General features: G+C 43.4%; 25 protein-coding genes and 1 pseudogene. 20 read left to right on the forward strand and 6 right to left on the reverse strand.

Annotated features, from left to right (window positions below; genetic code table 11):
* The first annotated feature begins 39 nt into the window (after positions 1 to 39).
* The 14 genes from nifH to PCC7418_RS08900 all read left to right on the forward strand — a co-directional run bounded on the left by nifH (position 40) and on the right by PCC7418_RS08900 (position 11,523).
* A complete protein-coding gene (gene nifH / locus PCC7418_RS08835; RefSeq protein WP_015225829.1) occupies positions 40 to 918 on the forward strand; it encodes a nitrogenase iron protein in 879 nt (292 codons plus the stop codon).
* 88 nt (positions 919 to 1,006) lie between these two features.
* Complete coding sequence (nifD, locus tag PCC7418_RS08840; RefSeq protein WP_015225830.1) at positions 1,007 to 2,452, forward strand: nitrogenase molybdenum-iron protein alpha chain; 1,446 nt, start codon at positions 1,007 to 1,009, stop codon at positions 2,450 to 2,452.
* 235 nt (positions 2,453 to 2,687) lie between these two features.
* Positions 2,688 to 4,223 carry a nitrogenase molybdenum-iron protein subunit beta gene (gene nifK / locus PCC7418_RS08845; RefSeq protein WP_216086731.1) on the forward strand — a complete coding sequence of 512 codons (1,536 nt, stop codon included), beginning with the start codon at positions 2,688 to 2,690 and terminating at the stop codon, positions 4,221 to 4,223.
* Positions 4,224 to 4,306: 83 nt separating this feature from the next.
* Positions 4,307 to 4,567, forward strand: a complete 261-nt coding sequence (locus tag PCC7418_RS08850) for a nitrogen fixation protein NifZ (RefSeq protein ID WP_015225832.1) — start codon at positions 4,307 to 4,309, stop codon at positions 4,565 to 4,567.
* 62 nt (positions 4,568 to 4,629) lie between these two features.
* A complete protein-coding gene (gene nifE / locus PCC7418_RS08855) occupies positions 4,630 to 6,006 on the forward strand; it encodes a nitrogenase iron-molybdenum cofactor biosynthesis protein NifE (protein WP_015225833.1) in 1,377 nt (458 codons plus the stop codon).
* A gap of 63 nt (positions 6,007 to 6,069) precedes the next feature.
* Positions 6,070 to 7,395 carry a nitrogenase iron-molybdenum cofactor biosynthesis protein NifN gene (nifN, locus tag PCC7418_RS08860; RefSeq protein ID WP_015225834.1) on the forward strand — a complete coding sequence of 442 codons (1,326 nt, stop codon included), beginning with the start codon at positions 6,070 to 6,072 and terminating at the stop codon, positions 7,393 to 7,395.
* Between the two features lie 19 nt (positions 7,396 to 7,414).
* On the forward strand, positions 7,415 to 7,807 hold the full coding sequence (gene nifX / locus PCC7418_RS08865; protein WP_015225835.1) for a nitrogen fixation protein NifX: 393 nt from the start codon (positions 7,415 to 7,417) through the stop codon (positions 7,805 to 7,807).
* A gap of 26 nt (positions 7,808 to 7,833) precedes the next feature.
* Positions 7,834 to 8,304, forward strand: a complete 471-nt coding sequence (locus PCC7418_RS08870) for a NifX-associated nitrogen fixation protein (RefSeq protein ID WP_015225836.1) — start codon at positions 7,834 to 7,836, stop codon at positions 8,302 to 8,304.
* Positions 8,305 to 8,363: 59 nt separating this feature from the next.
* On the forward strand, positions 8,364 to 8,597 hold the full coding sequence (locus tag PCC7418_RS08875) for a CCE_0567 family metalloprotein (RefSeq protein ID WP_015225837.1): 234 nt from the start codon (positions 8,364 to 8,366) through the stop codon (positions 8,595 to 8,597).
* Complete coding sequence (nifW, locus tag PCC7418_RS08880) at positions 8,597 to 8,941, forward strand: nitrogenase-stabilizing/protective protein NifW (protein ID WP_015225838.1); 345 nt, start codon at positions 8,597 to 8,599, stop codon at positions 8,939 to 8,941. Before PCC7418_RS08875 ends, nifW begins: the two co-directional genes overlap by 1 nt.
* Entirely contained in the window at positions 8,938 to 9,723 is a 786-nt protein-coding gene (locus tag PCC7418_RS08885; protein WP_015225839.1) for a HesA/MoeB/ThiF family protein, read from the forward strand. Before nifW ends, PCC7418_RS08885 begins: the two co-directional genes overlap by 4 nt.
* A 107-nt stretch (positions 9,724 to 9,830) precedes the next feature.
* Complete coding sequence (locus PCC7418_RS08890) at positions 9,831 to 10,199, forward strand: iron-sulfur cluster assembly accessory protein (RefSeq protein ID WP_015225840.1); 369 nt, start codon at positions 9,831 to 9,833, stop codon at positions 10,197 to 10,199.
* Positions 10,200 to 10,229: 30 nt separating this feature from the next.
* Positions 10,230 to 10,544, forward strand: coding sequence for a 2Fe-2S iron-sulfur cluster-binding protein (locus PCC7418_RS08895; RefSeq protein ID WP_015225841.1), 315 nt, complete (start codon positions 10,230 to 10,232; stop codon positions 10,542 to 10,544).
* Positions 10,545 to 10,683: 139 nt separating this feature from the next.
* Positions 10,684 to 11,523, forward strand: coding sequence for a sulfite exporter TauE/SafE family protein (locus PCC7418_RS08900; protein WP_051030539.1), 840 nt, complete (start codon positions 10,684 to 10,686; stop codon positions 11,521 to 11,523).
* A 222-nt stretch (positions 11,524 to 11,745) separates the two neighbouring features.
* On the opposite strand, the gene PCC7418_RS08905 is transcribed toward PCC7418_RS08900, so the two are convergent.
* Positions 11,746 to 11,958: a molybdopterin-binding protein gene (locus PCC7418_RS08905; RefSeq protein WP_235620779.1), complete on the reverse strand. Its 213-nt coding sequence runs from the start codon at positions 11,956 to 11,958 to the stop codon at positions 11,746 to 11,748.
* An 84-nt stretch (positions 11,959 to 12,042) separates the two neighbouring features.
* Between PCC7418_RS08905 and modA the strand changes: the two genes are divergently transcribed.
* Positions 12,043 to 12,876, forward strand: coding sequence for a molybdate ABC transporter substrate-binding protein (gene modA, locus PCC7418_RS08910; protein WP_015225844.1), 834 nt, complete (start codon positions 12,043 to 12,045; stop codon positions 12,874 to 12,876).
* Between the two features lie 38 nt (positions 12,877 to 12,914).
* Here modA and PCC7418_RS08915 read toward each other — a convergent pair whose 3' ends face one another.
* A complete protein-coding gene (locus tag PCC7418_RS08915; RefSeq protein ID WP_041596560.1) occupies positions 12,915 to 13,169 on the reverse strand; it encodes a BrnA antitoxin family protein in 255 nt (84 codons plus the stop codon).
* Positions 13,170 to 13,171: 2 nt separating this feature from the next.
* A complete protein-coding gene (locus tag PCC7418_RS08920; protein ID WP_235620780.1) occupies positions 13,172 to 13,549 on the reverse strand; it encodes a BrnT family toxin in 378 nt (125 codons plus the stop codon).
* A 1-nt stretch (position 13,550) separates the two neighbouring features.
* Between PCC7418_RS08920 and PCC7418_RS08925 the strand changes: the two genes are divergently transcribed.
* Together PCC7418_RS08925 and modB are read left to right on the forward strand one after the other, a co-directional pair.
* Positions 13,551 to 14,135, forward strand: a complete 585-nt coding sequence (locus tag PCC7418_RS08925) for a trans-aconitate 2-methyltransferase (RefSeq protein WP_015225847.1) — start codon at positions 13,551 to 13,553, stop codon at positions 14,133 to 14,135.
* 116 nt (positions 14,136 to 14,251) lie between these two features.
* Entirely contained in the window at positions 14,252 to 16,078 is a 1,827-nt protein-coding gene (modB, locus tag PCC7418_RS08930) for a molybdate ABC transporter permease subunit (RefSeq protein ID WP_015225848.1), read from the forward strand.
* Positions 16,079 to 16,358: 280 nt separating this feature from the next.
* Here the strand turns inward: modB and PCC7418_RS08935 are convergent, their stop codons facing one another.
* A complete protein-coding gene (locus PCC7418_RS08935; RefSeq protein ID WP_015225849.1) occupies positions 16,359 to 16,781 on the reverse strand; it encodes a Ycf66 family protein in 423 nt (140 codons plus the stop codon).
* A gap of 185 nt (positions 16,782 to 16,966) precedes the next feature.
* On the opposite strand from PCC7418_RS08935, the gene PCC7418_RS19370 reads away from it, so the two are divergent.
* From PCC7418_RS19370 to PCC7418_RS21335, 3 genes and pseudogenes are all read left to right on the forward strand, one after another.
* Positions 16,967 to 17,338 carry a hypothetical protein gene (locus PCC7418_RS19370; RefSeq protein ID WP_015225850.1) on the forward strand — a complete coding sequence of 124 codons (372 nt, stop codon included), beginning with the start codon at positions 16,967 to 16,969 and terminating at the stop codon, positions 17,336 to 17,338.
* A 33-nt stretch (positions 17,339 to 17,371) separates the two neighbouring features.
* Positions 17,372 to 17,734: a hypothetical protein gene (locus tag PCC7418_RS19375; protein WP_015225851.1), complete on the forward strand. Its 363-nt coding sequence runs from the start codon at positions 17,372 to 17,374 to the stop codon at positions 17,732 to 17,734.
* A 332-nt stretch (positions 17,735 to 18,066) separates the two neighbouring features.
* Positions 18,067 to 19,360: pseudogene (locus PCC7418_RS21335) on the forward strand (RNA-guided endonuclease InsQ/TnpB family protein).
* A gap of 81 nt (positions 19,361 to 19,441) precedes the next feature.
* Here PCC7418_RS21335 and gnd read toward each other — a convergent pair.
* Together gnd and PCC7418_RS08960 are read right to left on the reverse strand one after the other, a co-directional pair.
* Positions 19,442 to 20,866: a decarboxylating NADP(+)-dependent phosphogluconate dehydrogenase gene (gene gnd, locus PCC7418_RS08955; RefSeq protein WP_015225852.1), complete on the reverse strand. Its 1,425-nt coding sequence runs from the start codon at positions 20,864 to 20,866 to the stop codon at positions 19,442 to 19,444.
* A gap of 85 nt (positions 20,867 to 20,951) precedes the next feature.
* Positions 20,952 to 22,382 carry an ammonium transporter gene (locus tag PCC7418_RS08960; protein ID WP_015225853.1) on the reverse strand — a complete coding sequence of 477 codons (1,431 nt, stop codon included), beginning with the start codon at positions 22,380 to 22,382 and terminating at the stop codon, positions 20,952 to 20,954.
* Positions 22,383 to 22,518: the final 136 nt, after the last annotated feature.

A 22,518-nucleotide genomic window follows, 5' to 3' on the forward strand; every position in this document is an offset into this window, starting at 1 on the left:
CCCAGAATCAACCCTCAACTTTTTACGGAGACATTAACCATGAGACAGATTGCATTTTACGGAAAAGGCGGAATTGGAAAATCCACTACCTCTCAAAACACCCTCGCTGCACTTTCAGAAAAACAACGCGTCATGATCGTGGGCTGTGACCCGAAAGCAGACTCCACCCGCTTAATGCTGCACACCAAAGCGCAAACCACCATTCTCCACTTAGCAGCCGAACGCGGTGCAGTGGAAGACCTGGAACTCGACGAAGTTTTACTCGAAGGCTACAACAACGTCCGTTGTGTTGAATCTGGTGGTCCTGAACCAGGCGTTGGCTGTGCAGGACGCGGGATTATCACCGCTATTAACTTCTTAGAAGAAGAAGGCGCTTATGAAGATATTGATTTCGTTTCCTACGACGTATTAGGGGACGTTGTCTGCGGTGGTTTTGCCATGCCGATTCGGGAAGGAAAAGCCCAAGAGATTTATATTGTCACCTCTGGTGAAATGATGGCGATGTACGCTGCTAACAACATCGCTCGTGGGATTCTGAAATATGCTCACTCTGGCGGAGTGCGTCTCGGTGGTTTAATTTGCAACAGCCGTAAATGTGACCAAGAACATGAATTAATTGAAGCCCTTGCCGAAAAACTGGGCACGCAGATGATTCACTTTGTTCCTCGTGACAACGTAGTGCAACAAGCGGAACTGCGTCGGATGACGGTCATTGAATATCAACCCGATCACCCGCAAGCCGATGAGTATCGTGAACTTGCCCGCAAAATTGAAGAGAACAAAAACTTAGTCATTCCGACCCCCATTGATATGGATGAACTGGAAGCACTTCTAGTTGAATTCGGAATTATTGACAGCGATGAAGAGTACAAAAAAGCCCTTGCAGCTGAAAAAGAAGGGACAAGCGTCTCTGTGTAACTGACTGAGTTTTTAGGGATGGGAAAGAGAGTGGGGCTCTCTCTCCTATCCCCCAAACCAAATCTAATTATGTTTAAGGAATAACATCATGTCAATTGTAGAACGAAACCAAGAATTAATTAAAGAGGTTCTCGAAGCCTATCCAGAGAAAGCAGCCAAACGTCGGAGTAAGCACATCAATGTTCAGGAAGAAGGAAAATCCGACTGCGACGTTAAATCGAATAAAAAATCAGTTCCAGGCGTTATGACCACCCGTGGCTGTTCCTTTGCTGGAGCAAAAGGCGTGGTCTGGGGTCCAGTCAAAGACATGATTCACCTCAGTCATGGTCCCGTCGGCTGTGGTTATTATTCCTGGGCAGGTCGTCGCAACTACTACACTGGCTTGACAGGGGTTGATACCTTTGGCACCATGCAGTTTACCTCTGACTTCCAAGAAAAAGATATTGTTTTTGGGGGAGATAAGAAACTGGATCAACTGATTGATGAAGTGGAAACCCTCTTCCCATTAAATAATGGCACCACGATTGAATCAGAATGTCCTGTTGGGTTAATTGGGGATGATATTGAAGGAGTTGCCCGTAAAAAAGGCAAAGAAACTGGCAAACCCGTGATTCCCGTTCGTTGTGAAGGATTCCGTGGGGTTTCGCAATCCTTAGGACACCACATTGCCAATGATACAGTCCGAGACTGGGTATTCCCGAAAGCGGATGACTATCGCAAAACTGAAGATGGGTATGAAACCACCCCTTATGATGTAAACATCATCGGTGACTACAACATTGGGGGAGATGGCTGGCCCAGTCGTCTCTTACTCGAAGCCATTGGCTTGCGCGTTATCAGTCAATTCTCAGGGGATGGCACTTTCAATGAGGTGACAATGGCACCTTTAGCCAAAATGAATCTCATCCACTGCTATCGTTCCATGAACTACATCTGTCGTCACATGGAAGAAACCTATGGCATTCCCTGGATGGAATATAACTTGTTTGGTCCGACGCAAATTGCCAAATCCCTGCGGAAAATTGCTGCTCAGTTTGACGAAACCATTCAAGAAAACGCCGAGCGTGTCATTGCCCAGTATCAAGCGGATATGGATGCAGTGATTGCTGAATACCGTCCCCGTTTAGAAGGCAAAACCGTGATGATTATGGTTGGTGGCTTGCGTCCTCGTCACATCATCCCCGCCTTTGAAGATTTGGGAATGGACGTAATTGGAACGGGTTATGAATTCGGTCATAACGACGACTACAAACGGACTGCCGACTATGTTAAAGATGGCACTATTATCTATGACGATGTTAGCGGTCATGAGTTTGAGGAATTTGCGAAAAAACTGAATCCTGACTTGATTGCAGCCGGGATTAAAGAAAAATACGTCTTCCAAAAAATGGCGTTGCCCTTCCGTCAAATGCACTCCTGGGATTATTCCGGTCCTTATCACGGTTATCACGGCTTTGCGGTCTTCGCTCGTGATATGGATTTAGCGATTAACAACCCCACCTGGAGCTTAATCGAAAATCCTTGGAAAAACTAGATTTTCGTCATTAGTCATTAGTCATTGGTCATTAGTTATTGGTCATTAGTCATTGGGAAAACTGAATTTCTTAGTTGTCACAAAGGACAAGGGACAAAGGACGAACAACAAATGACTAATGACACACAACAAAAGACACATCATGTAAAGACGTTTCAGAGAACGTCTCCAACAAAAAATTAGGTAAAACGTCATGACTGAGAACACCACAACCAACCAAGATCAAAGTGTCATTATTCCCTCCGATCCTCATGAAGTGCAAGACCACTTTGATTTATTCAACACTGACCCCTATCAAAAACTCTTTGAATACAAGCGTCAGTTTGAAGGGGCGCACAGCAAGGAAGAAATCGCTGAAGTTGCCGAATGGACAAAAACCTGGGAATACCGCGAGAAAAACTTTGCTCGTGAAGCCTTAACCATTAACCCCGCGAAAGCCTGTCAGCCCTTAGGTGCTTTATTTGTGGCTGCTGGTTTTGAGGGAACGCTTCCTTATTCTCATGGTTCACAAGGTTGCGTCGCTTATTTCCGCACTCACCTCACCCGTAACTTTAAAGAACCCTTCCAAGCGGTTTCTTCTTCTATGACTGAAGATGCTGCGGTGTTTGGCGGATACAAAAATCTAACTGATGGGCTTGCCAACTCCTACACCCTTTATAAGCCGAAAATGATTGCCTTATGCACCACTTGCATGGCGGAAGTCATTGGTGATGATTTGAGTGCATTCATTGAAAACGCCAAACATGATGAAGCAGTTCCCCAAGAGGTTCCAGTTCCTTTTGCTCATACGCCCAGCTTTGTCGGCTCTCATATTACGGGCTATGACAATATGCTCAAGGCAATCTTGAAAAATCTGACGAAAGGGAAGAAAGCAGATGCGACCAACGGTAAGTATAACTTTAACCTTGGCTTTGATCCCTACGTGGGCAATGTTCGTGAACTGAAACGGATTCTCAACTTATTTGATCTCGACTATACGATCTTATCTGACAATGCCGATGCCTTTGATGCTCCCAATACTGGCGAGTTGGAAATGTACAACGGTAAGACCACGCTAGAGGAAACAGGTGATTCGATTAATGCCGAAGGTAGTTTCTTCTTCCAGAAATACACCACGCCTAAAACTCAGGAATTCTTTGAAGAGGAAGGGGGTCAACCCACGTTTAACTTCCGTCCCTTTGGGATTCGCGGAACGGATGCGTTTATTACGAAGCTGTCAGAAATTACCGGCAAGGAAGTTCCTCAAGAATTAGTAGAAGAACGCGGTCGCGCAGTAGATGCGATGACAGATTCCCAAGCCTGGATTCACGGTAAGCGCGTTGCCCTCTATGGCGATCCAGATCATGTGTTTGGCTTGGTTAACTTCCTCTTAGAGTTAGGTGCAGAACCGGTTCATATTGTTGTTACCAACAGCAACAATAAATTTGAAGAAGAACTGCAAGCGGTTTTAGATGCTAGCATCTACGGTCAAAAAGCGACGATCTGGGGCAAAAAAGACCTCTGGCACTTGCGGAGTTTAATGTTCACTGAACCGGTGGATTTATTAATCGGCAATTCCTACGGGAAGTATCTCTGGCGGGATACCGAAACACCTTTTGTTCGCATTGGCTATCCCATCTTTGATCGCCACCATATGCACCGCTATGAAACCCTTGGCTATCGTGGCGCGGTTAATCTCCATAACTGGATTGTGAATACGATTCTGGATGAGCTCGATCGCAAGACCATTATTCCTGGAAAAACTGATATTTCCTTTGATTTGATTCGTTAATGATGATTTTATGTTGGGTTACGCTTTCGCTAACCCAACCTACTGGTCTAATCGACAAACAACAAAGGACAGAGGAGAAAGAAATGAAATTAGATGAAGTTGAACTCGATCGCGAGCCAGATTTTGACCTAGAGTGCAAGGTTCGAGTCCGTAAAAACATAAAAAATGATGGCACTTTTCCAGGTAAGGAAATTGGCGAAAGGCTAGTCAATAAAGGAGAAGAAGGTTACATCATTGGCATTGGTACGTTTTTGCAAACTGCTTATATTTATTCGGTTCATTTCTTAGAAAGTGGCAATGTCGTCGGTTGTCTCGCTAAAGAATTGGAACTGGTTAGTGATTAATCATTCGTCATTCGTCATTGGTCATTCGGCTACCAAGGACAAACAACAAAGGACAAACCAAAATGACAAAACCCAAAACCGCAGACCTTCTAACCGAACCGGGTTGCGAACACAATCACAACAAAGGACAACAGGGTAAGAATAAAGCCTGTCAACAGCAAGCGAAACCGGGGGCTGCACAAGGGGGCTGTGCCTTTGATGGCGCGTCAATTACTTTAGTTCCGATTACGGATGCTGCCCATCTCGTTCACGGACCGATCGCGTGTGCTGGGAATTCTTGGGGGAGTCGCGGGAGTCTTTCTTCGGATGCAACCCTTTACCAAACGGGCTTTACCACCGACATCAGCGAAAATGACATTATCTTTGGCGGTGAGAAAAAATTATACCGCGCGATCGCGCAAACCATTGAACGTTACCATCCAGCAGCGGTCTTTGTTTACTCCACCTGTGTGACTGCCCTCATTGGCGATGATATTGATGCGGTCTGCCATACCGCCACGAAAAAGTTAGGGACAACCGTGATTCCCGTTCATTCCCCTGGTTTTGTCGGCAGTAAAAACTTAGGCAACCGACTGGCAGGGGAAGCCTTACTGGATCATGTGGTGGGAACTGCTGAACCTGAATATACTACACCTTACGATATTAATTTAATTGGTGAATACAACGTCGCTGGTGAGTTGTGGGGAGTGCTTCCCCTATTTGAAAAAGTGGGCATTCGCGTCCTCTCCAAAATTACCGGTGATGCCACATTTAAAGAAATTTGCTATTCCCATCGTGCCAAACTGAATGTGATGATTTGCTCCAAAGCCCTGATTAATATGGGGCGGAAAATGGAGGAAAGATACGGCATTCCTTATCTAGAAGAGTCTTTTTATGGCGTTGCCGATCTCAACCGTTGTTTACGGAATATTGCTGAAAAATTAGGCGATTCTGAATTAAAAGCAAGAGTGGAAACGGTGATTGCTGAGGAAACGGCGAAACTGGATGTTGCCCTTGCGCCCTATCGCGAGAGACTGCAAGGTAAACGGATTGTCCTTTATACGGGTGGGGTGAAAAGTTGGTCGCTTCTTTCTGCTGCCCAAGATTTAGGCATCGAAGTCGTTGCCACAAGTACGAGAAAAAGCACCGAGGAAGATAAAGCTAAAATCAAGAAATTATTAGGGAAAGACGGCATTATGCTTGAAAAAGGTAATGCTAAGGAACTCTTGCGCGTGGTTGCGGAAACGAAAGCCGATATGCTCGTTGCAGGGGGACGAAATCAATACACTGCCCTGAAAGCTCGGATTCCCTTCCTCGATGTCAATCAAGAACGCCATCACACCTACTCAGGTTATGTGGGACTGATCAATATGGCGAAAGAGTTTGATCATGCTTTGCATAGTCCGATTTGGGAACAGGTCAGACAGCCTGCGCCTTGGTCATTCGTCACTAGTCATTAGTCATTTGTCCTTTGTGGTTTTGACAACCCATGACAAGTATCTACAACAAATAAGGAATCAATTATGACGACGATTACTAATCCAAAGAAGCCTGTTGCGGTTAATCCATTGAAGCAGAGTCCGCCGTTGGGTGCTGCGTTAGCCTTTCTCGGTTTGAAAGGGATGGTTCCTCTCTTCCACGGTTCGCAGGGTTGTACGGCGTTTGCAAAAGTGATTTTAGTGCGCCATTTCCGAGAAGCGATTCCAGTTGCTACCACGGCGATGAGTGAGGTTTCAACGATTTTAGGCGGTGAAGACAATATTGAACAGGCGATCTTGACCTTGGTGGAAAATGCAAAACCTGATCTGTTGGGCTTATTTACCACGGGGTTAACGGAAACGCGAGGGGATGATATGCCCCACATTCTCAAATCAATTCGTCAGTCGCACCCCGAACTTGATAATTTGCCGATTATTCTGGTCTCCACACCCGATTATAAGGGCGCGTTACAGGAAGGGTATGCAGCAGCAGTGCAGGCGATTGTATCCCAGGATTATGGCACGCCAACGGAAACCTCTCAAGACCAAGTGACCATTTTGGCGGGATCATTCCTTAGCCCTGGGGATGTGGCGGAAATTAAAGAAATAGTAGAAGCATTTGGCTTAAAACCGTTAGTGATTCCTGATTTGTCGGAGTCGATGGATGGACATTTAGAAGATGATCATTATTATGCGAAAACCCCAGGCGGTACTTCTTTAGAAGAATTAAAACAGTTGGCGCGATCGCGCTTCACCATTGCCATTGGGGAAAGTATGCGTTCCTCAGCAGAAATCTTAAAACAAAAATTTGGAACAAATTACACAGTTTTTTCTCGTTTAAACGGTTTAAATGAAGTTGATCAGTTCATTTGGTTGCTTGCTCAAATGGCAACTGCTGAGGAGAGGGAAAATGGCACATTTCAACCCAAAATCCCACGAAAATATCAACGTCAGCGTCGTCAATTACAAGACGCAATTCTCGACAGCCATTTCTTCTTCGGTGGTCAAAAAGTAGCCCTCGCTTTAGAACCTGATTTACTTTATCAAACCAGTTGTTTACTATCGGAAATGGGGGCAAAAATTAACGCTGCTGTCACCACAACGGAATCTCCAATTCTGGAGCAATTACCGACTGATCGCGTTACAGTTGGCGATTTAGAAGACTTAGAAGATTTAGCAACGGATTCTGATTTAATGATTACGAATTCTCAAGGAAAAAGAGTTGCTGATAAGCTCAAAATTCCTCTTTATCGATTAGGCTATCCCATTTTTGATCGCTTAGGGAATGGCTCTCGTTGTTGCGTTGGCTATCGCGGAACGATGCAAACTCTATTTGAAATTGGTAATCTTTTTATCGACAATATTCATTAGAAGTTAGGAGGTTGGAAACATGAAAGTTGCATTTGCGACCCAAGATAATATTCATATTAACGCTCATTTTGGTTGGGCGAAAAAGTTTGATATTTATGATGTTTCGGTGGAAGGGTATGACTTTTTGCAAACCATCGACTTTGGGGAAAATCTGAAAGAAGATGGGAAAGAAGATAAGTTAATTCCGAAAATGAATGCTGTTGCTGATTGCGCGATCGTTTACGTTTCAGCAATTGGCGGGAGTGCTGCTTATCGGTTATTACAAGCGGAAGTAACCCCGTTGAAAGTCGAAAATCAGCAAGAAGAAATTACCAATGTTCTCAATCGTCTTATTCAAACCTTAGGGAATCCACCGCCGTGGTTGCGGAAAACCCTAAGACAGAAAGTAACCTTACCGAATTTCGATGAATAAGTTCTAACAATGAGGAAGTATCAACCATGAATGCACCCACAGAAGCCCCCGAATCAGATTTAATTGCTGAAAATCCTTTTCTACAAGAGTTAGTGCAACAAGTTCGCGCTCAAGATCAGTATGGCGTTTATCGTAGCTGGAAAGATGAATTAGTAATTGCTAAATTTGTTGTTAGTAAGGAAAAGAAAAAACAAATCCCCCTCGATGCTGATGTGGATTTGGCAACGCAATTAAGAATTCTTTATTTCCATCGCGCGATCGCGGCGCGAGTTGAAAAACAAACGGGAAACCTCTGTCAAGTTGCTATTGATTTATCTCATGAAGGCTTTGGCTGGGCAATCGTTTGGACAGGACGTTTAATTGTGGTTTCTCGCACGTTACGAGATGCTCACCATTTTGGCTATCCTTCCTTTAAAAAATTAGCAGCCCAAGGTGAGCGTTTTGTGGACTCAGGAATTAAAGCCATTGAACAATTTCCAGAAGCTGCTAATGCTTAATTCCTCTAGGTTTTTCCGGTAAACGAATGACGAAGGACTAAAGACAAAGGACAAATCAAATGATTCAATTTGTTACCCCCAAACCAACCCCAGAAGATGTTGCTGATTTGAAGAAAAGAGTGAAACGTTTAACCAGTAAAGCAGGTCAAATGAAGATGGATCTCCATGATCTTGCAGAAGGTTTACCCACTGATTACGAAAAACTCATCGACGAAGCAACCAAAACCTACGAAATCTATAAAGAGTTAGCGGAACTGAAACAACAACTGAAAACTTGGGAGGAACAATTATAATGACCTTTTCTGATAGCAAACCGAAAACCTTAGCTGCTTTTAAAAGTCTGACGACCGCAGAAGAGTATTTACAGTTTTTTGAGATTGACTATGATCAGCAATTTGTTAACGTCAATCGTCTCCATATTCTCAAACAATTTTCTCTCTTACTGCAAGAAGTCGATGAAGCATTTCCTGATGTCAGTGAAGCGGAAAGACTAGAGAAATATCGGATGGCGTTAGAAGAAGCCTATCAAGTGTTTCTCACCTCTAGTCCTCTAGAAACTAAACTATTTCAGGTGTTTCAAAACAAGCCAAAAAACTTTGTTTCTCTCGATGACCTCACCGCAACAGCAGAAGAATGATGTTAACCCCAAAAGAACGAGAACGTTACAGCCGACAAATGCAGCTTCCTGAGTTAGGGGAAGCGGGACAAAATGCCCTGAAAAATAGCACTGCCCTGGTTTCTGGGGTCGGGGGGTTAGGGGGAACCGTTGCCCTGTATTTGGCGGTGGCGGGAATCGGTAAATTAATTTTGGTGCGCGGTGGAAATCTGCGCCTCGATGACATGAACCGTCAGATTTTAATGACGGATGACTGGGTGGGTCAAACGCGAGTGACGAAAGCACAGGAAACGTTGAATCAAATTAATCCTGATGTGGAAGTCAGCGCGATCGCGCAGTACATTACCGCAGAAAATGTTGATTCTTTAGTCCCTAGTGCCGATATTGCCCTTAGTTGCGCCCACAACTTCCCAGAACGAGATTTACTCAATCAGGCTTGTGTGCAGTGGGAAACCCCCATGGTGGAAGCAGCAATGAACAGCATGGAAGCCTATCTCACCACGATTATTCCCGGTGAAACCCCTTGTCTGTCTTGTCTGTTCCCCGAAAAACCCGATTGGGATCGTCGCGCGTTTGGCGTTCTCGGTGCAGTTTCAGGAACACTCGCCTGTTTAGCTGCATTAGAAGCGATTAAGGTCATCACAGGACTGGGTAAACCCTTATCTGGCTATTTACTGAACATGGATTTAGCCAACAGTGAGTTCAAAAAACTTCACCTCTACAAAGATCCCCATTGTCCTGTCTGTGGTTCAAGCGTAACTAATCAAAGCACTTCACCTATTCCCGATCTTGCAACGATATGAAAGACCAAAATACGTCCTGTCAATTATCCTCGATTCGCCCCCCTTAGAGTTTAACGGTAACTCAAACCAACAAAGAACCAATAACCAAGAACAAAGAACGAAAGATCATGACTGTTTACTTAACCGAAAAAGCAGCTTTCAAACTCAGAACACTTCTCCGCCAAAACAACGGCGATCGCGTTCCCGATCGAGGGATTCGAGTTGCTGCTATTCACGGCGGGTGTAACGGCTTTGAATATGCCATGAATATCGTCGATCGCGCTGAAACCGATGATATTGCTGATCAACAATATGACATCAATATCTATCTCGATCGCCCTAGCGCCCCCTACTTAGATGGGGTTGTTATCGATTTTATCGAAGGCTTAATCGAAAGCGGTTTTAAGTTTGAAAACCCCAACGCAACCGAGGCTTGTAGCTGTGGCAAATCTTTCTCGGTCGCCAACTGCAATCCCACGGCTGTCCCTTGCAGCTAATCCACTTTATTGAACATAAGGAGAATTATCATGACGACTACTTACAAAGTTCGCCTCATCAAAGGTAAAAGAAAAAAACCCCCCGAAGTTGATGTCACTCTTGAGATTCCTGAAGACGAATATATTCTCGATGCAGCCGAAGAACATGACGTAGAATTACCCTCTACCTGTCGTTCTGGCGGATGTTCCAGTTGTGTCGGCAGAATGGTGGAAGGAGAGGTCGATCAAGACGATCAAAGTTTCTTAGATGAAGACCAAATTGCTAAAGGTTTTGTCTTACTTTGCGTCGCTTATCCTAAATCCGACTGTACCATTAAAACCCATCAAGAAGCCTATTTGGTCTAGTTTTGTCCATTGAATAATCAATATCGGGGTTAACAGCAGTTATAGCAATCCTAAATCAGTTGTACCCCCCAGCAATCCCCCTTTAATTCCCCCTTAGTAAGGGGGTGGGGGGATCGTAATGTTGAGCTAGTTTTTACAAATGAGATCATATTGCTACAGCCCCGATTGTTACAGAAGCCACCATGATCAAAACTACTTTCGCTTGGAAAAATCTTCTCCCTTTTTTTGGGGAAGTTTAGTCGGAGTAATGGGTGGATTAATTGGTTTGGGAGGGGCAGAATTTCGATTACCAATTTTGATCCAAATTTTTAGATATCGTACCTTACAAGCGATTATCCTCAATTTAGTGGTTAGCTTGGTTACTGTTATTTTCTCATTATTATTCCGTAGTGAAACCATTAGTTGGAACTTGTTATTCGCTAACTCACCTATTATCATCAACATCCTAGCTGGTTCGTTGATTGGATCTTATATTGGAGTTAACTCTGCAACTCGAATTAACGAAAAACAGTTAAATAAAATTGTTGTTATCTTCCTGATTTTTATTAGTTTTATTTTAATTGGACATGAGCTAATTTTTAATCTGGATACGTGGGAAATTGCGAACTACTTTCAAATCATCGCAGCCTTGGTTGCTGGTGTCGTAATTGGAATTTTCAGCAGTTTGCTAGGTGTTGCCGGAGGAGAACTCATTATTCCCACAATTATTCTGATTTTTGCGGTTGATATTAAACTCGCAGGGAGTTTAAGTCTTGCCATTAGTGTTCCCACCATTTTAATGGGTTTATTTAAGTATCATCGCCAACATAAACTACGAGAGATTAAATCAGAATCAGGCTTTCTTTTGATGATGGGGATGGGATCAATAGTTGGTGCATTGATTGGCAGTTACCTGTTGCAATATTTTGCTAGTTCTATTCTTTATTGGATTTTGGGCATCATTTTGTTAATCTCTGCCTTTAAACTAGCCAAGCATTAACTAATCAACTTGTTATATGAAATACAAAAAAGCCTGCTACATACCGATCCCCCCAACCCCCCTTACTAAGGGGGGCTAGGGGGGATTTTTAAACCAGTCTTATGTAGCAACTATTGGAGTATTCCTTATTATTTTCTGAAACCTCCCCAAAAAGTATTACTAAATACAGATACATCCTTTATCATTGGAATACTTTAAATAATGACAAAGGACTATTAGGAGTTACTCAACCGCGATCGCGACATCCGTTGATTTAATTAAAGCATACGCTTCTTTTCCTTCTGCTAATTGTAAGCGTTCTGCTGAAGACTTTGTAATTACAGAAACCACCTCAACTCCAGGTGCAATTTCTATGGTGATTTCAGCATTGACTGCCCCCAAATTAACGTTTTTGACAGTTCCCTTGAAGCGATTACGACTACTTAATTCCATCATTCACTCCTCATAATTCAATCGGTTTTAACTAAACTTATTATACAATAAATCCTCAAAAGCGAGTTAATTCAATTGGAGAAAAATATGAAACTAAGCCGAATAAATAACATTTTCACCTTTGCAGTGTTGTCATCTCTGTTACTAATAGGATGTCAACAGCCAGAAACTTTTCAGCCTGAAGAATCAACATCGGAAACACCAGCAGGAGTAACTGAATTAACCGTATCCGCAGCAGCCAGTCTGCAAGATGTGATGAAGGCGATCAAACCTATTTATGAACAAGCCTATCCCGACCGAGAAATTGTTTATAATTTTGCCTCTTCGGGTTCGCTACAACGCCAAATCGAACAAGGCGCACCCGTTGATGTTTTTATATCGGCTGCGGTTGACAAAATGGACACCTTAGAAGAGAAAGATTTAATCCTCACTGAAACCCGACGCGATCTCTTAAAAAACCAAATGGTTTTAGTGACTCAAGAAGGAACAAAAGCGAATCTCAATATTAGTGATTTTCAGGACTTAAATACAAATAAAGTTAATTTAATTGCACTAGGAGAACCCGAAAGTGTTCCTGCGGGAAGATACGCCCAAGAGGTGTTAGTTTCTTTTAATATTGCCGATAAAGTAAATGAAAAAGCAGTCTATGGAAAAGATGTCCGCCAAGTCTTAAATTATGTCGCAACAGGTAACGTCGAAGCTGGAATTGTTTATCGCACCGATGCCCAAGTTTCTGATAATGTAGAAATTATCGCCACTGCGCCAGAAGAGACTCATTCCCCAGTCATTTATCCGGTGGCTATCATTGAAGATAGCGACACGCCAGAAATCGGCAAGGAATTAATCGAATTTTTAACCACAGAAGAAGCCCAAGCCGTCTTTGAAGACTATGGGTTTGTTCCAGTGACCAATAATCAGTAATCAATTTTTCCAAAACCTAATCGAATCTTTAATTGTAATCAATGATTTTGATTCAATTCTTCTCTAACGACTCTCCGTAAAGTTTCTTCCAACGATTCGCGGTTTTCTTCAATATATTGCCGTAATGCTTCATTCATCAATGCTTGATAGTCCCCACCTCCTGAAAGATGGACTGAGCGCCGAAACCAATCCAAAATATCATTGTCAATAGAAATAGTGATGCGAGTTTGTCTTGATGGGGTTGGGTCGATTGCCCCTCGTTTTCCTTGACTAAAATCATATTCTGCTTCCATCATTATCCCTCCTGATATTGCTGTTGTTCTTTCCGAGTTGCTTTCCGCGCTGAAATGAGACGAATTTCATCACCACGCACAGTATAAACAACGACCAAAACTCTTCCTAAAGCATCTATCCCAATGGTGACATATCGTTCTTCCTCAAATCGTTCATCAAAAATTGTAATTGCTAAATCATCTTTAAAAATGGATACTGCATCAGCAAAATCAATACCATGTTTTCTTAGGTTACCAGTTGCCTTGTTATTGTCCCATTGATATTTCATTTCAATTGGAAAGTGTACATTACTGGTAGATTTTAATCGGTCTAAGTAGAAGCGCGATCGCGCCATTGAGTAACGAGTTGCTGATGGATAACTAATAACATCCCCAATCACTATGACTAAAACCAAACGAGACTGGAAAAATTACTACAAAGCCATTGAAGATCGCCCACCGCGAAAAACAATTTTAACCGCCCTTGCTAACTTTGAAAAGCCTGGATTCGCGATCGATCTCGGCTGTGGAACTGGGAGAGATACCGTCCCGATTTTAGAACAAGGTTGGCAGGTTTTAGCTATTGATAAAGAAGCTGAAGCCATTGCCAAATTACAAGCAAAATTTGCCGATCATCCCCAACTAACCACTCAAGTTTCTACATTTGAAGCGTTAGAAATTGAGCAGTCCGTTGACTTAATTAATGCCAGTTTTTGCTTACCGTTTTGTACAGCAGAAGCCTTCCCCAGAGTTTGGGATCATCTTTTTGAATCTTTAAGCAGGGGCGGTCGATTTTGTGGACATTTATTCGGCGATCGCGATTCGTGGAAAGAGGGCGGTTTAATTCATTGTCAGACTCGTTCTCAAGTGGAAACCTTACTCAACCGTTACAATATTGAACTTCTAGAAGAAGAAGAACATCCTGGAAAAACCCCCTTGGGAGAAGACCGCTACTGGCACATTTTTCACATTGTGGCGAAGAAATAAAAATATAGTTTGGATTTGTAAAAAATAACTTACGATTCCCCCTATCCCCCCTTACTAAGGGGGGAATTAGAGGGGGGATAAAATGCAGGAATTGAGAACTGATTTAGGATTGCTATATGACCGATTTTTCTCCCATTTGGATATCCCTAAAAACCGCCCTAACTGCAACCTTTATAACCTTTTTGATTGGGATTCTAATTGCGCGGTGGATGCTAGGCTATCAAGGAAAAATAAAGGGATTTCTGGAAGGAATTTTAACTGCCCCTTTAGTGCTTCCGCCAACAGTTGTCGGGTTTTTATTACTCCTCTTACTCGGAAAAAATGGCTTTATTGGTCAAATTTTAGATGGGTTTGGGGTGAGAATTATTTTCTCTTGGTGGGCGACAGTGATTGCTTCGACTGTGGTTGCATTTCCCTTAATGTATAAAACTGCATTGGGGGCTTTTAAGCAAATTGATAATAATTTAATCGCTTGTGCGCGAACATTAGGCGCATCAGAATGGACGATTTTTTGGCGCGTTTTATTACCCTTAGCAAAACCAGGTTTACTCGCAGGAACCTTACTCACTTTTGCCCGTGCTTTGGGGGAATTTGGCGCAACTTTAATGTTAGCAGGGGCTATTCCAGGGAAAACCGAAACCATCCCGATCGCGATTTTTTTAGCAGCAGAAGGAGGCGCAATGGATCGCGCTTTTATCCTAGTTTTAATCATGTTAGGAATTTCTTTAGGCGTGATTATTGCTGTTAATTATTGGACAGATGGTCATCAAAACTATTCCTCTCATCCTCTACTTTCTAAGTTATCCAATCGCGCTGCGTCTCGACGCAAACCCGTTCAAAAAATTCCCTTACCGCCAGCAAAAATAGAATTAATGGTCGAGATTCAAAAACAACTCTCCGATTTATATTTAGATGTCTCCTTTACCACGGATCAAACCCCACTGGGGTTACTCGGTGCATCAGGGTCTGGAAAAAGTACCATTGTCCGTTGTATTGCAGGATTAGAAAGCCCAGATCGCGGGAAAATCATCTTAAATGGACGGGTGTTATATGATTCCGAGAGAGGGATTAATCTTCCACCGCGCGATCGCGCTTGTGGGTTATTATTTCAAAATTATGCCCTCTTCCCTCACCTCACCGTAACGGAAAATCTGGCGTTTGCCATGCCAAAAGGACAATCCGATCGCGCCATCAAACAAAACGTAGAAAAAGAACTGATTGCGGTTAACCTAGAAGGAATGGGGAATCGCTATCCCAACGAACTTTCTGGCGGACAACAGCAGCGAGTGGCGTTAGCGAGGGCAAAAATCAATCAACCGGATAGTTTACTCCTCGATGAACCCTTTTCGGCTTTAGATACTTATTTGCGCGATCGACAAGAAAAACTACTGCGTCAAAACCTCAGTCATTACGAAGGGGTAACGCTATTTATCACCCACAACCTAGAAGAAGCCTATCGCGTCTGTCCGAACTTAGTCATCATCGATGAGGGAAAAGTCATCGCCAACGGGTCAAAACAAGACATTTTTGAACGTCCCCCGAACTGGCGTACTGCACAATTAACAGGTTGTAAAAACTTCTCTGGTGCGGTTGCGCTTGAGCCTAACAAAATCAGCGCGATCGATTGGAATTGTACCCTAGAAGTCATTGAACCGATCCCATCTTCTCTCGACTATGTGGGGATTCGCGCCCATCAACTAAACTTCCCAGAAACCGAAACAACCAATACCTTCCCCTGTTGGCTAGCCACCGTTAGCGAAACCCAACACCGCATGACCTTATATTTAAAATTAAATGAACCCGCCAATCATCCTGAAGATTATCACCTCCAAGCCGAAGTCTTTAAAGAGAAATGGGAAGACTTAAAAGCACGTCCATTTCCTTGGAAAATTCAACTTTCAGAACTCCGCATTCTACTCCTCTCAGCCCATTCCTCCAGTTAGGAAGGAGAAGTGTTACTGTTCGATTCCCCTTCAGTATTGAGTTCTCCATTGATTAAAATTCAATGGATTCACTCTTGTTGTGACTCAATGGATTAAAATCACATTTCGTCACTTCCTTTCCCACACTCAAGAATGGGAGACAGACCTTGACGCTTGGTTAACCTTAGCTGTGTCCTTACCTGTTCAATTAGCCCGTTTGGGTTTTTCACCATTAAGTTTAGGGCTATTTTTAGAATCATAACATAAAATGACACAAAAGGCTGAAGCCTTTAAGGGCCATTCATCCATCCGTTTCAAACGGATGGCTCTCTGACTGTTTTCCTGTAGAAGTCTCTTCTGGAGAAGGTTCACGTTTCGTTTCACCTCCCCTTATTTTCTGCCAGAGGCGTTGTGGAGAAAGGGCTTGTAAGCGATTGGCGATATTTTGAGAGACATTCGTTTTTTCTGCGGGTGCAGTCAGCGCACGGCGTAAGAGCAGTGTTTGTGTCCCAAACCATAAAAGTAGGGCGGTACTCGCGATCGCGCCTAGTAAAACTCCACCCGTAATGCGTCCCGCGCAAACCCATAAAACCAGACCATAAAAGAGTCCTAAACCACTCCAGTAAAAGTCACTTTTACGATGAACTTCTGGAAAAAAGAACGCTGAAAAATAGAGTAGAAAACTTCCTAAGCCAATTCCGAGAGCAAGTATATGAGCTAGCATTTCATTTAATCCTCCCAAGACAGTAAGTTGATCTTATCGGTTTCTGCGGGTCTTTGAACAAGTGAGCTACCCCTAGAGAATGAAAACAGAAGGAGACGATGTCTTTCATCCGTGGGAAGTCATGTTTAATAACTTTTTCTTAACCTAGAAAATGAAGCAAAGCAAAAAAGGAGGTCGTCAGAGTGATGCGTCAGTTAACACTCGGCACTCTCAGCACATTGCTATTAGCCCTTGGTGCGGTTCCCGCAGCACAAGCCGAATCGATGAATCCTGCGGAAGAACAAGCCTATACCCAAAATCAGCGCAATGTTCGCAGCACAGCAGCATTTGATCTGGTGTCTGCTGCTTATCGCGGAAAACTCGAATCTGCAGGCATTCCCAGCTACCATAAACTGCAACAAGCCTATGAAACAGGTCAAGTGGATGCTGAAGATATCGTTAATAGCGCGATCGCTGCTGGTGAACTGTCTCCCACCGCAGCAGGAGATGAAGGTTATATGAATGCTGTCAGCCTACACCTATCCGATATAACGGATCGAGGACAAGATGACAACTAAACCTTGAACTATAGTAAGGAGGTCTTCACAGTCATGGGCCATTTGACACTAGGTACACTGACCACTTTAGCTTTAACCTTAGGACTCGCGCTGCCAGCACAAGCCGAAGGGATGCAACCCACACAAGAGCAAACTTACGCTCAAAATCGGCAAAATGTTCGTGAGACAGAAGCCTTTAACTTAGTCTCAGCAGCTTATCGCGGAGAATTTGAACCAGAAGGCATTCCGAGCTATTACAAACTAGAAGAAGCCTACGAAGCGGGGGAAATTGATGCAGAAACCTTGGTCAACCGCGCGATCGCTGCTGGTGAACTGTCTCCCACCGCAGCGAACGATGAAGCCTATGTTAATGCTGTCAGACTTCACCTATCCGAACTCGAAACGACCAATAATTAACGGGCTTTGGTGACACTCCCTACTTGCAAAAACTCCCCACAAGGGGAGTCAAAAATTTGCTTACGGAAATTCAGTCAGAAAGCCCTCGATTTGAAATCGAGGGCTGAATGACACAAACAAGGCTTTAGCCTTCTGTGTCCTTGTAATTCGGCATTTCTAAAGTATCAATCCAGTCCTCTACTAGCTGAGTCATTGTTTTCTTTTATGTCTTGCATATAGTCTCAACTTTTCAAGTCTCCCTACTTCTATCCGAATGGAAAATTGTTCTTTTTCATATCTTGTCAATGACTTGATTTATGTTATAATAATTTTACCATTATTTTAGAACGCCTATGTATGGATGTCAGCAAAATCGAATTAAACCAAGCTCTGAGGTCATTCCCATATTAGAACATATTTGCTATACGGCTAATAATCTAACAAATTGTGGAATCTATTATGCCCGTCAAACTTTCTTTAATGAAGGTCGGATCATTGGAAAATATGAACCAGAAGAAGTCCTAAAACAACAAGTTAACTTCAAAGCCCTCTACTCTCAATGCGCTCAACAGGTTCTTAGAAGCGTCGCAGAATCTTTTAAGTCTTATAAGAGTTTGAAGAAAGCCTTTTTTAAGGGAGAAATTAGTCACCATCCTAAACTTCCCAATTATAGAAATAAAGGAGGAATGGCGGTTGCTCCTTATCCTAAACAAAATTTAACTCTGAAGAACGGTCAAGTTAGAATTCCTTTAGGGAAAACAATTAAAGCGTGGTTTGGTCGATCAGAGTTTTTTGTTTCTTTCCCTTCTAACCTAGAATGGAAAAACATTAAAGAGTTAAGAATCCTCCCTCGAAACCGAGAGTTCTATGTGGAATGGGTTTATGAAAGACCTGAAGTCAAAACCACAGTTAATTCCACCGAAGCACTAGGGGTTGATCCAGGCTTGGATAATTGGTTAACTTGTGTTTCCACTATTGGAGAGTCTTTCATCATTGATGGGAGAAAACTTAAATCTCGAATGGCAGAACTATAACCGTCGAGTGTCTTCTCTTAAGGAGGGAAAACCTCAAGGTTATTGGGACTTTGAGTTAGCTAGAATCACTGAAAAACGAAACCGTCAAGTCCGAGATGCTGTAAACAAGGCAGCAAAGATGGTGATTAACTATTGCCTTAACAAAGATATAGGGGTTATCGTTTTCGGTTGGAATAAAGGTCAGCGTCAAGGAGTCAATATAGGGAAGAAAAACAATCAAAACTTTGTTCAGATTCCCACAGCTAAGTTAAAGAATCGGATTCAACAATTAGCAGAGGAAAATGGAATTGAGTTTGTAGAAACTGAGGAATCCTACACTTCCAAGTCGAGCTATCTGGATCGTGATTTGCTACCGACCTTCGGTGAGAAACCCGAAAGGTGCGCCCCCACAGGAAAGCGAGTAACGAGAGGATGCTATCAAGATTCAAAAGGAAGAATTGTAAATGCCGATGCAAACGCAGCAGCAAACATCCTCCGAAAAGTAGAGATACAGCTAGGATTAGTCCTAGCCAAGGTCTGTAGAGCAGCTTTGACTCTGCCATCCAGACTGTACATCTGGAACTCTAAGAGAAAGAGCGGAGCAACGAGGTTTTTAAGAGGGGCTGTGTGCTGAATTCATTTCAGCACCCTGAAAGCCCCGTCCCGTTGCGAAGCCACCTCTTAGAATCCTCGTCTCTTGTTTAGCGAGGAGAAGTCAATGATTCTCCATCCATTCTGTATGGAAAAACTCACCGCGAGGCTGATCCGTTCGTTCGTAAGTATGCGCTCCAAAGAAATCACGCTGGGCTTGCGTCAGATTCTGGGGTAACCGATCGCGCCGATAGCTGTCAAAATAATCTAAAGAGGCACTAAACGCTGGTACTGGAATTCCCAACTGATTCGACACTGCTAACACTTCCCGCCATGCGTTTTGTCGGTCTAAAATCGTTTGTTTAAACTCTGGCGCAAGTAATAAGTTCGGTAATTTTGGGTTATCCTTAAACGCAGCCTTAATTTTATCCAAGAAACCCGCGCGAATAATGCAACCGCCTTTCCAGATGCGAGCAATTTCGCTGAGATTGAGGTTAAAGCCAAACTCTTCCGAGGCTTTCCCCATCAAAGCCATTCCTTGGGCGTAAGAGCACATTTTTGAGCAATAGAGTGCGTCCCGAATTTTATTAATAAAGGCTTGGGTATCCCCGTCATACTTAGCACTAGGACCGGCTAACTGTTCCTTCGCTGCTGTGCGTTCCTCCTTAAACGAAGAAATCACCCGCGCATTCACCGCAGCATAAATGGTCGGAATGGGAATCCCTAACTCTAGAGAACTCACAACAGTCCAGCGTCCAGTTCCCTTTTGTCCCGCCGAATCGAGAATCACATCAACTAGGGGAAGATTCGTTTCTGGATCAATCTTCTTAAAGATTTCCGCACTAATTTCAATTAAAAACGAGTTGAGTTCCTCGGTTTGATTCCATTGTGCAAACACTTCGCTCAACTGTTCATGATTCAGCCCAAGAGCATTTTTCAGCAGATCATACGCCTCTGCAATCAACTGCATATCCCCATACTCAATCCCATTGTGAACCATCTTCACATAATGACCTGCGCCTCCAGGGCCAATGTAAGTCACACAGGGACCATCATCTACTTGTGCAGCAATTTTCGTAACAATCGGTTCTACTTTTTCGTAGGCTTCTGGTGTTCCACCAGGCATCAAACTCGGACCCAGGAGTGCGCCTTCTTCACCACCACTAACGCCCATTCCCATAAAGCCTAAGCCTACCGCTTCTAACTCTTCGGTTCGACGTTGGGTATCTTCATAAAGAGAGTTTCCACCATCAATAATCATGTCTCCCTGTGCTAAGAGAGGCTTGAGTTGACTAATGACAGCATCTACTGCTTTTCCCGCTTTGACCATCACTAAAATTTTTCGCGGGGGGGCCAAAGCCTTCACAAACTCTTCGATTGTGTAAGTATCAGTAACATTTTTCCCTTGCGCTCGTTGCGCCATAAAGGTTTTGGTTTTCTCCGCAGTGCGGTTGTAAACAGCCACGGGGAATCCTCGGCTTTCTACATTCAAAGCCAGGTTTTCTCCCATGACGGCTAAACCAATTACACCAAAGCTAGGTTGTGTCATAAATTGAAATCCGCGATCATCCGAAACTCATTTGTTTTCAGGATAACGGTTTGTTCCCTTGTTTTCTGTAAAGAAGACATAAAGATTAGTCTTCGATGGGAGCCATCAGTTGTGTCTCCTGTTCATCATCATCATCATCAACCACATCTTCAAGCTGCACAAAACCACTATAGGCTTCCATACCATGTTCTCCAATATCTAAGCCTTCTCTTTCTTCTTCAAGATCAACCCGAATCCCAATTAAATATTTAAGAGCGAACCAAAAAACGAGACTTAGAATTACTGTGTAAATCGCAACGACTAAAATTCCAAAGATTTGAGTTAAAAATTGACTGGGACTAGCTAATTCTTGATGGAAGATTCCGACAGCAAGGGTTCCCCAAATGCCATTAACCAAGTGAACCGAAATCGCACCAACAGGGTCATCAATTTTGAGGCGATCAAAAAGGGTTACGGAAAAAACAACCAAAATGCCAGCCACTGCACCAATCATCACTGCTCCGAAGTAACTGACTCCATTACAACTCGCGGTAATCGCTACCAGCCCCGCTAACACCCCATTAATAATCATGGAGAGATCAGGGAGTCCAAAGCGAAGCCAAACTGTGATTGTTGCCGCGATCGCGCCCGAAGCTGCTGCTAAGTTTGTCGTCAGGGCGATATCAGGAACATTTAAATTCACTTCCAATTCCGATCCAGGATTAAAGCCAAACCAGCCAATCCATAAAATCAGTCCCCCTAAGGTGGCAATACTCATATTATGGGGCGGAATCCCTGTCATCGTCCCATCTTCCAAATATTTCCCTTCTCGCGGACCCAGTAAATAAGCCCCGACTAAAGCAGCCCAACCCCCCACAGAATGCACCACAGTTGACCCTGCAAAATCTTTAAAACCTAAACTTCCTAACCAACCCGTTTCACTCCACACCCAGTGTCCGGTGACCGAATAGCCAAACGCAACCAAAAGAAAGCTAAAAATCATGAAGCTGCGAAACTTAATTCGTTCCGCGACTGCACCAGAAACAATCGTTGCTGCTGTCCCCGCAAACGCCACTTGGAATAAGAAAAACACACTCACGGGTAAGCCTTCTGGAAAAGGATCTAGTCCGTAGATGGCTGAGTCTCCTGTTAAAAACCAACCCCCAAACCCGATGACTGCGTTACCATTGGCAAACATTAACGAGAAGCCAAACGCCCAATAGGCGATTGTGGCAAGGGCAAAAACAATTAAATTTTTAGAGAGAATATTAATCGCATTTTTTTGGCGACAGAAGCCCGTTTCCAGCATTCCGAAGCCCGCATTCATGAAAATCACCAGAATCGCAGCCACTAAAATCCAAATCGTGTCCACCAGTCCTTTCACTGTCTCTGGTGTCAGGGGTTCTAAATCTTGCGCGATCGCTGCACGATGGGACACTAAAACAATTAGTGCGGATAGGGGAATCGCAGCCAACCAAGACCAAGATGTTCGTTTTTTCCTAAACTGTTGGTATTGTCCTTGTAACCTTACAGGCATTAATTAACCTCATGACATAACTTAGCGTTAAAATCTTACATCACAAGCAAAACCATTCTGTATCTTTGTACACTAACCGATACAATCATAATTAATCAACTGCTTCTGATCTTAGTTCAAGGACAAAGTTATTATT

The organism is Halothece sp. PCC 7418 (assembly GCF_000317635.1).
Taxonomy (GTDB): domain Bacteria; phylum Cyanobacteriota; class Cyanobacteriia; order Cyanobacteriales; family Rubidibacteraceae; genus Halothece.

Coding starts and splice junctions, on each gene's coding strand:
- nifE (WP_015225833.1), top strand. CDS start 4,630: ATGACAAAACCCAAAACCGCAGACCTTCTAACCGAACCGGGTTGCGAA.
- PCC7418_RS08890 (WP_015225840.1), top strand. CDS start 9,831: ATGACTGTTTACTTAACCGAAAAAGCAGCTTTCAAACTCAGAACACTT.
- nifX (WP_015225835.1), top strand. CDS start 7,415: ATGAAAGTTGCATTTGCGACCCAAGATAATATTCATATTAACGCTCAT.
- PCC7418_RS08960 (WP_015225853.1), bottom strand. CDS start 22,382: ATGCCTGTAAGGTTACAAGGACAATACCAACAGTTTAGGAAAAAACGA.
- PCC7418_RS08935 (WP_015225849.1), bottom strand. CDS start 16,781: ATGCTAGCTCATATACTTGCTCTCGGAATTGGCTTAGGAAGTTTTCTA.
- PCC7418_RS08905 (WP_235620779.1), bottom strand. CDS start 11,958: ATGATGGAATTAAGTAGTCGTAATCGCTTCAAGGGAACTGTCAAAAAC.
- nifH (WP_015225829.1), top strand. CDS start 40: ATGAGACAGATTGCATTTTACGGAAAAGGCGGAATTGGAAAATCCACT.
- modA (WP_015225844.1), top strand. CDS start 12,043: ATGAAACTAAGCCGAATAAATAACATTTTCACCTTTGCAGTGTTGTCA.
- PCC7418_RS08895 (WP_015225841.1), top strand. CDS start 10,230: ATGACGACTACTTACAAAGTTCGCCTCATCAAAGGTAAAAGAAAAAAA.
- modB (WP_015225848.1), top strand. CDS start 14,252: ATGACCGATTTTTCTCCCATTTGGATATCCCTAAAAACCGCCCTAACT.
- nifW (WP_015225838.1), top strand. CDS start 8,597: ATGACCTTTTCTGATAGCAAACCGAAAACCTTAGCTGCTTTTAAAAGT.
- PCC7418_RS08925 (WP_015225847.1), top strand. CDS start 13,551: ATGACTAAAACCAAACGAGACTGGAAAAATTACTACAAAGCCATTGAA.
- nifN (WP_015225834.1), top strand. CDS start 6,070: ATGACGACGATTACTAATCCAAAGAAGCCTGTTGCGGTTAATCCATTG.
- PCC7418_RS08915 (WP_041596560.1), bottom strand. CDS start 13,169: ATGGAAGCAGAATATGATTTTAGTCAAGGAAAACGAGGGGCAATCGAC.
- PCC7418_RS08850 (WP_015225832.1), top strand. CDS start 4,307: ATGAAATTAGATGAAGTTGAACTCGATCGCGAGCCAGATTTTGACCTA.
- PCC7418_RS08870 (WP_015225836.1), top strand. CDS start 7,834: ATGAATGCACCCACAGAAGCCCCCGAATCAGATTTAATTGCTGAAAAT.
- PCC7418_RS19375 (WP_015225851.1), top strand. CDS start 17,372: ATGGGCCATTTGACACTAGGTACACTGACCACTTTAGCTTTAACCTTA.
- nifD (WP_015225830.1), top strand. CDS start 1,007: ATGTCAATTGTAGAACGAAACCAAGAATTAATTAAAGAGGTTCTCGAA.
- PCC7418_RS08885 (WP_015225839.1), top strand. CDS start 8,938: ATGATGTTAACCCCAAAAGAACGAGAACGTTACAGCCGACAAATGCAG.
- PCC7418_RS08900 (WP_051030539.1), top strand. CDS start 10,684: ATGAGATCATATTGCTACAGCCCCGATTGTTACAGAAGCCACCATGAT.
- PCC7418_RS19370 (WP_015225850.1), top strand. CDS start 16,967: ATGCGTCAGTTAACACTCGGCACTCTCAGCACATTGCTATTAGCCCTT.
- gnd (WP_015225852.1), bottom strand. CDS start 20,866: ATGACACAACCTAGCTTTGGTGTAATTGGTTTAGCCGTCATGGGAGAA.
- PCC7418_RS08875 (WP_015225837.1), top strand. CDS start 8,364: ATGATTCAATTTGTTACCCCCAAACCAACCCCAGAAGATGTTGCTGAT.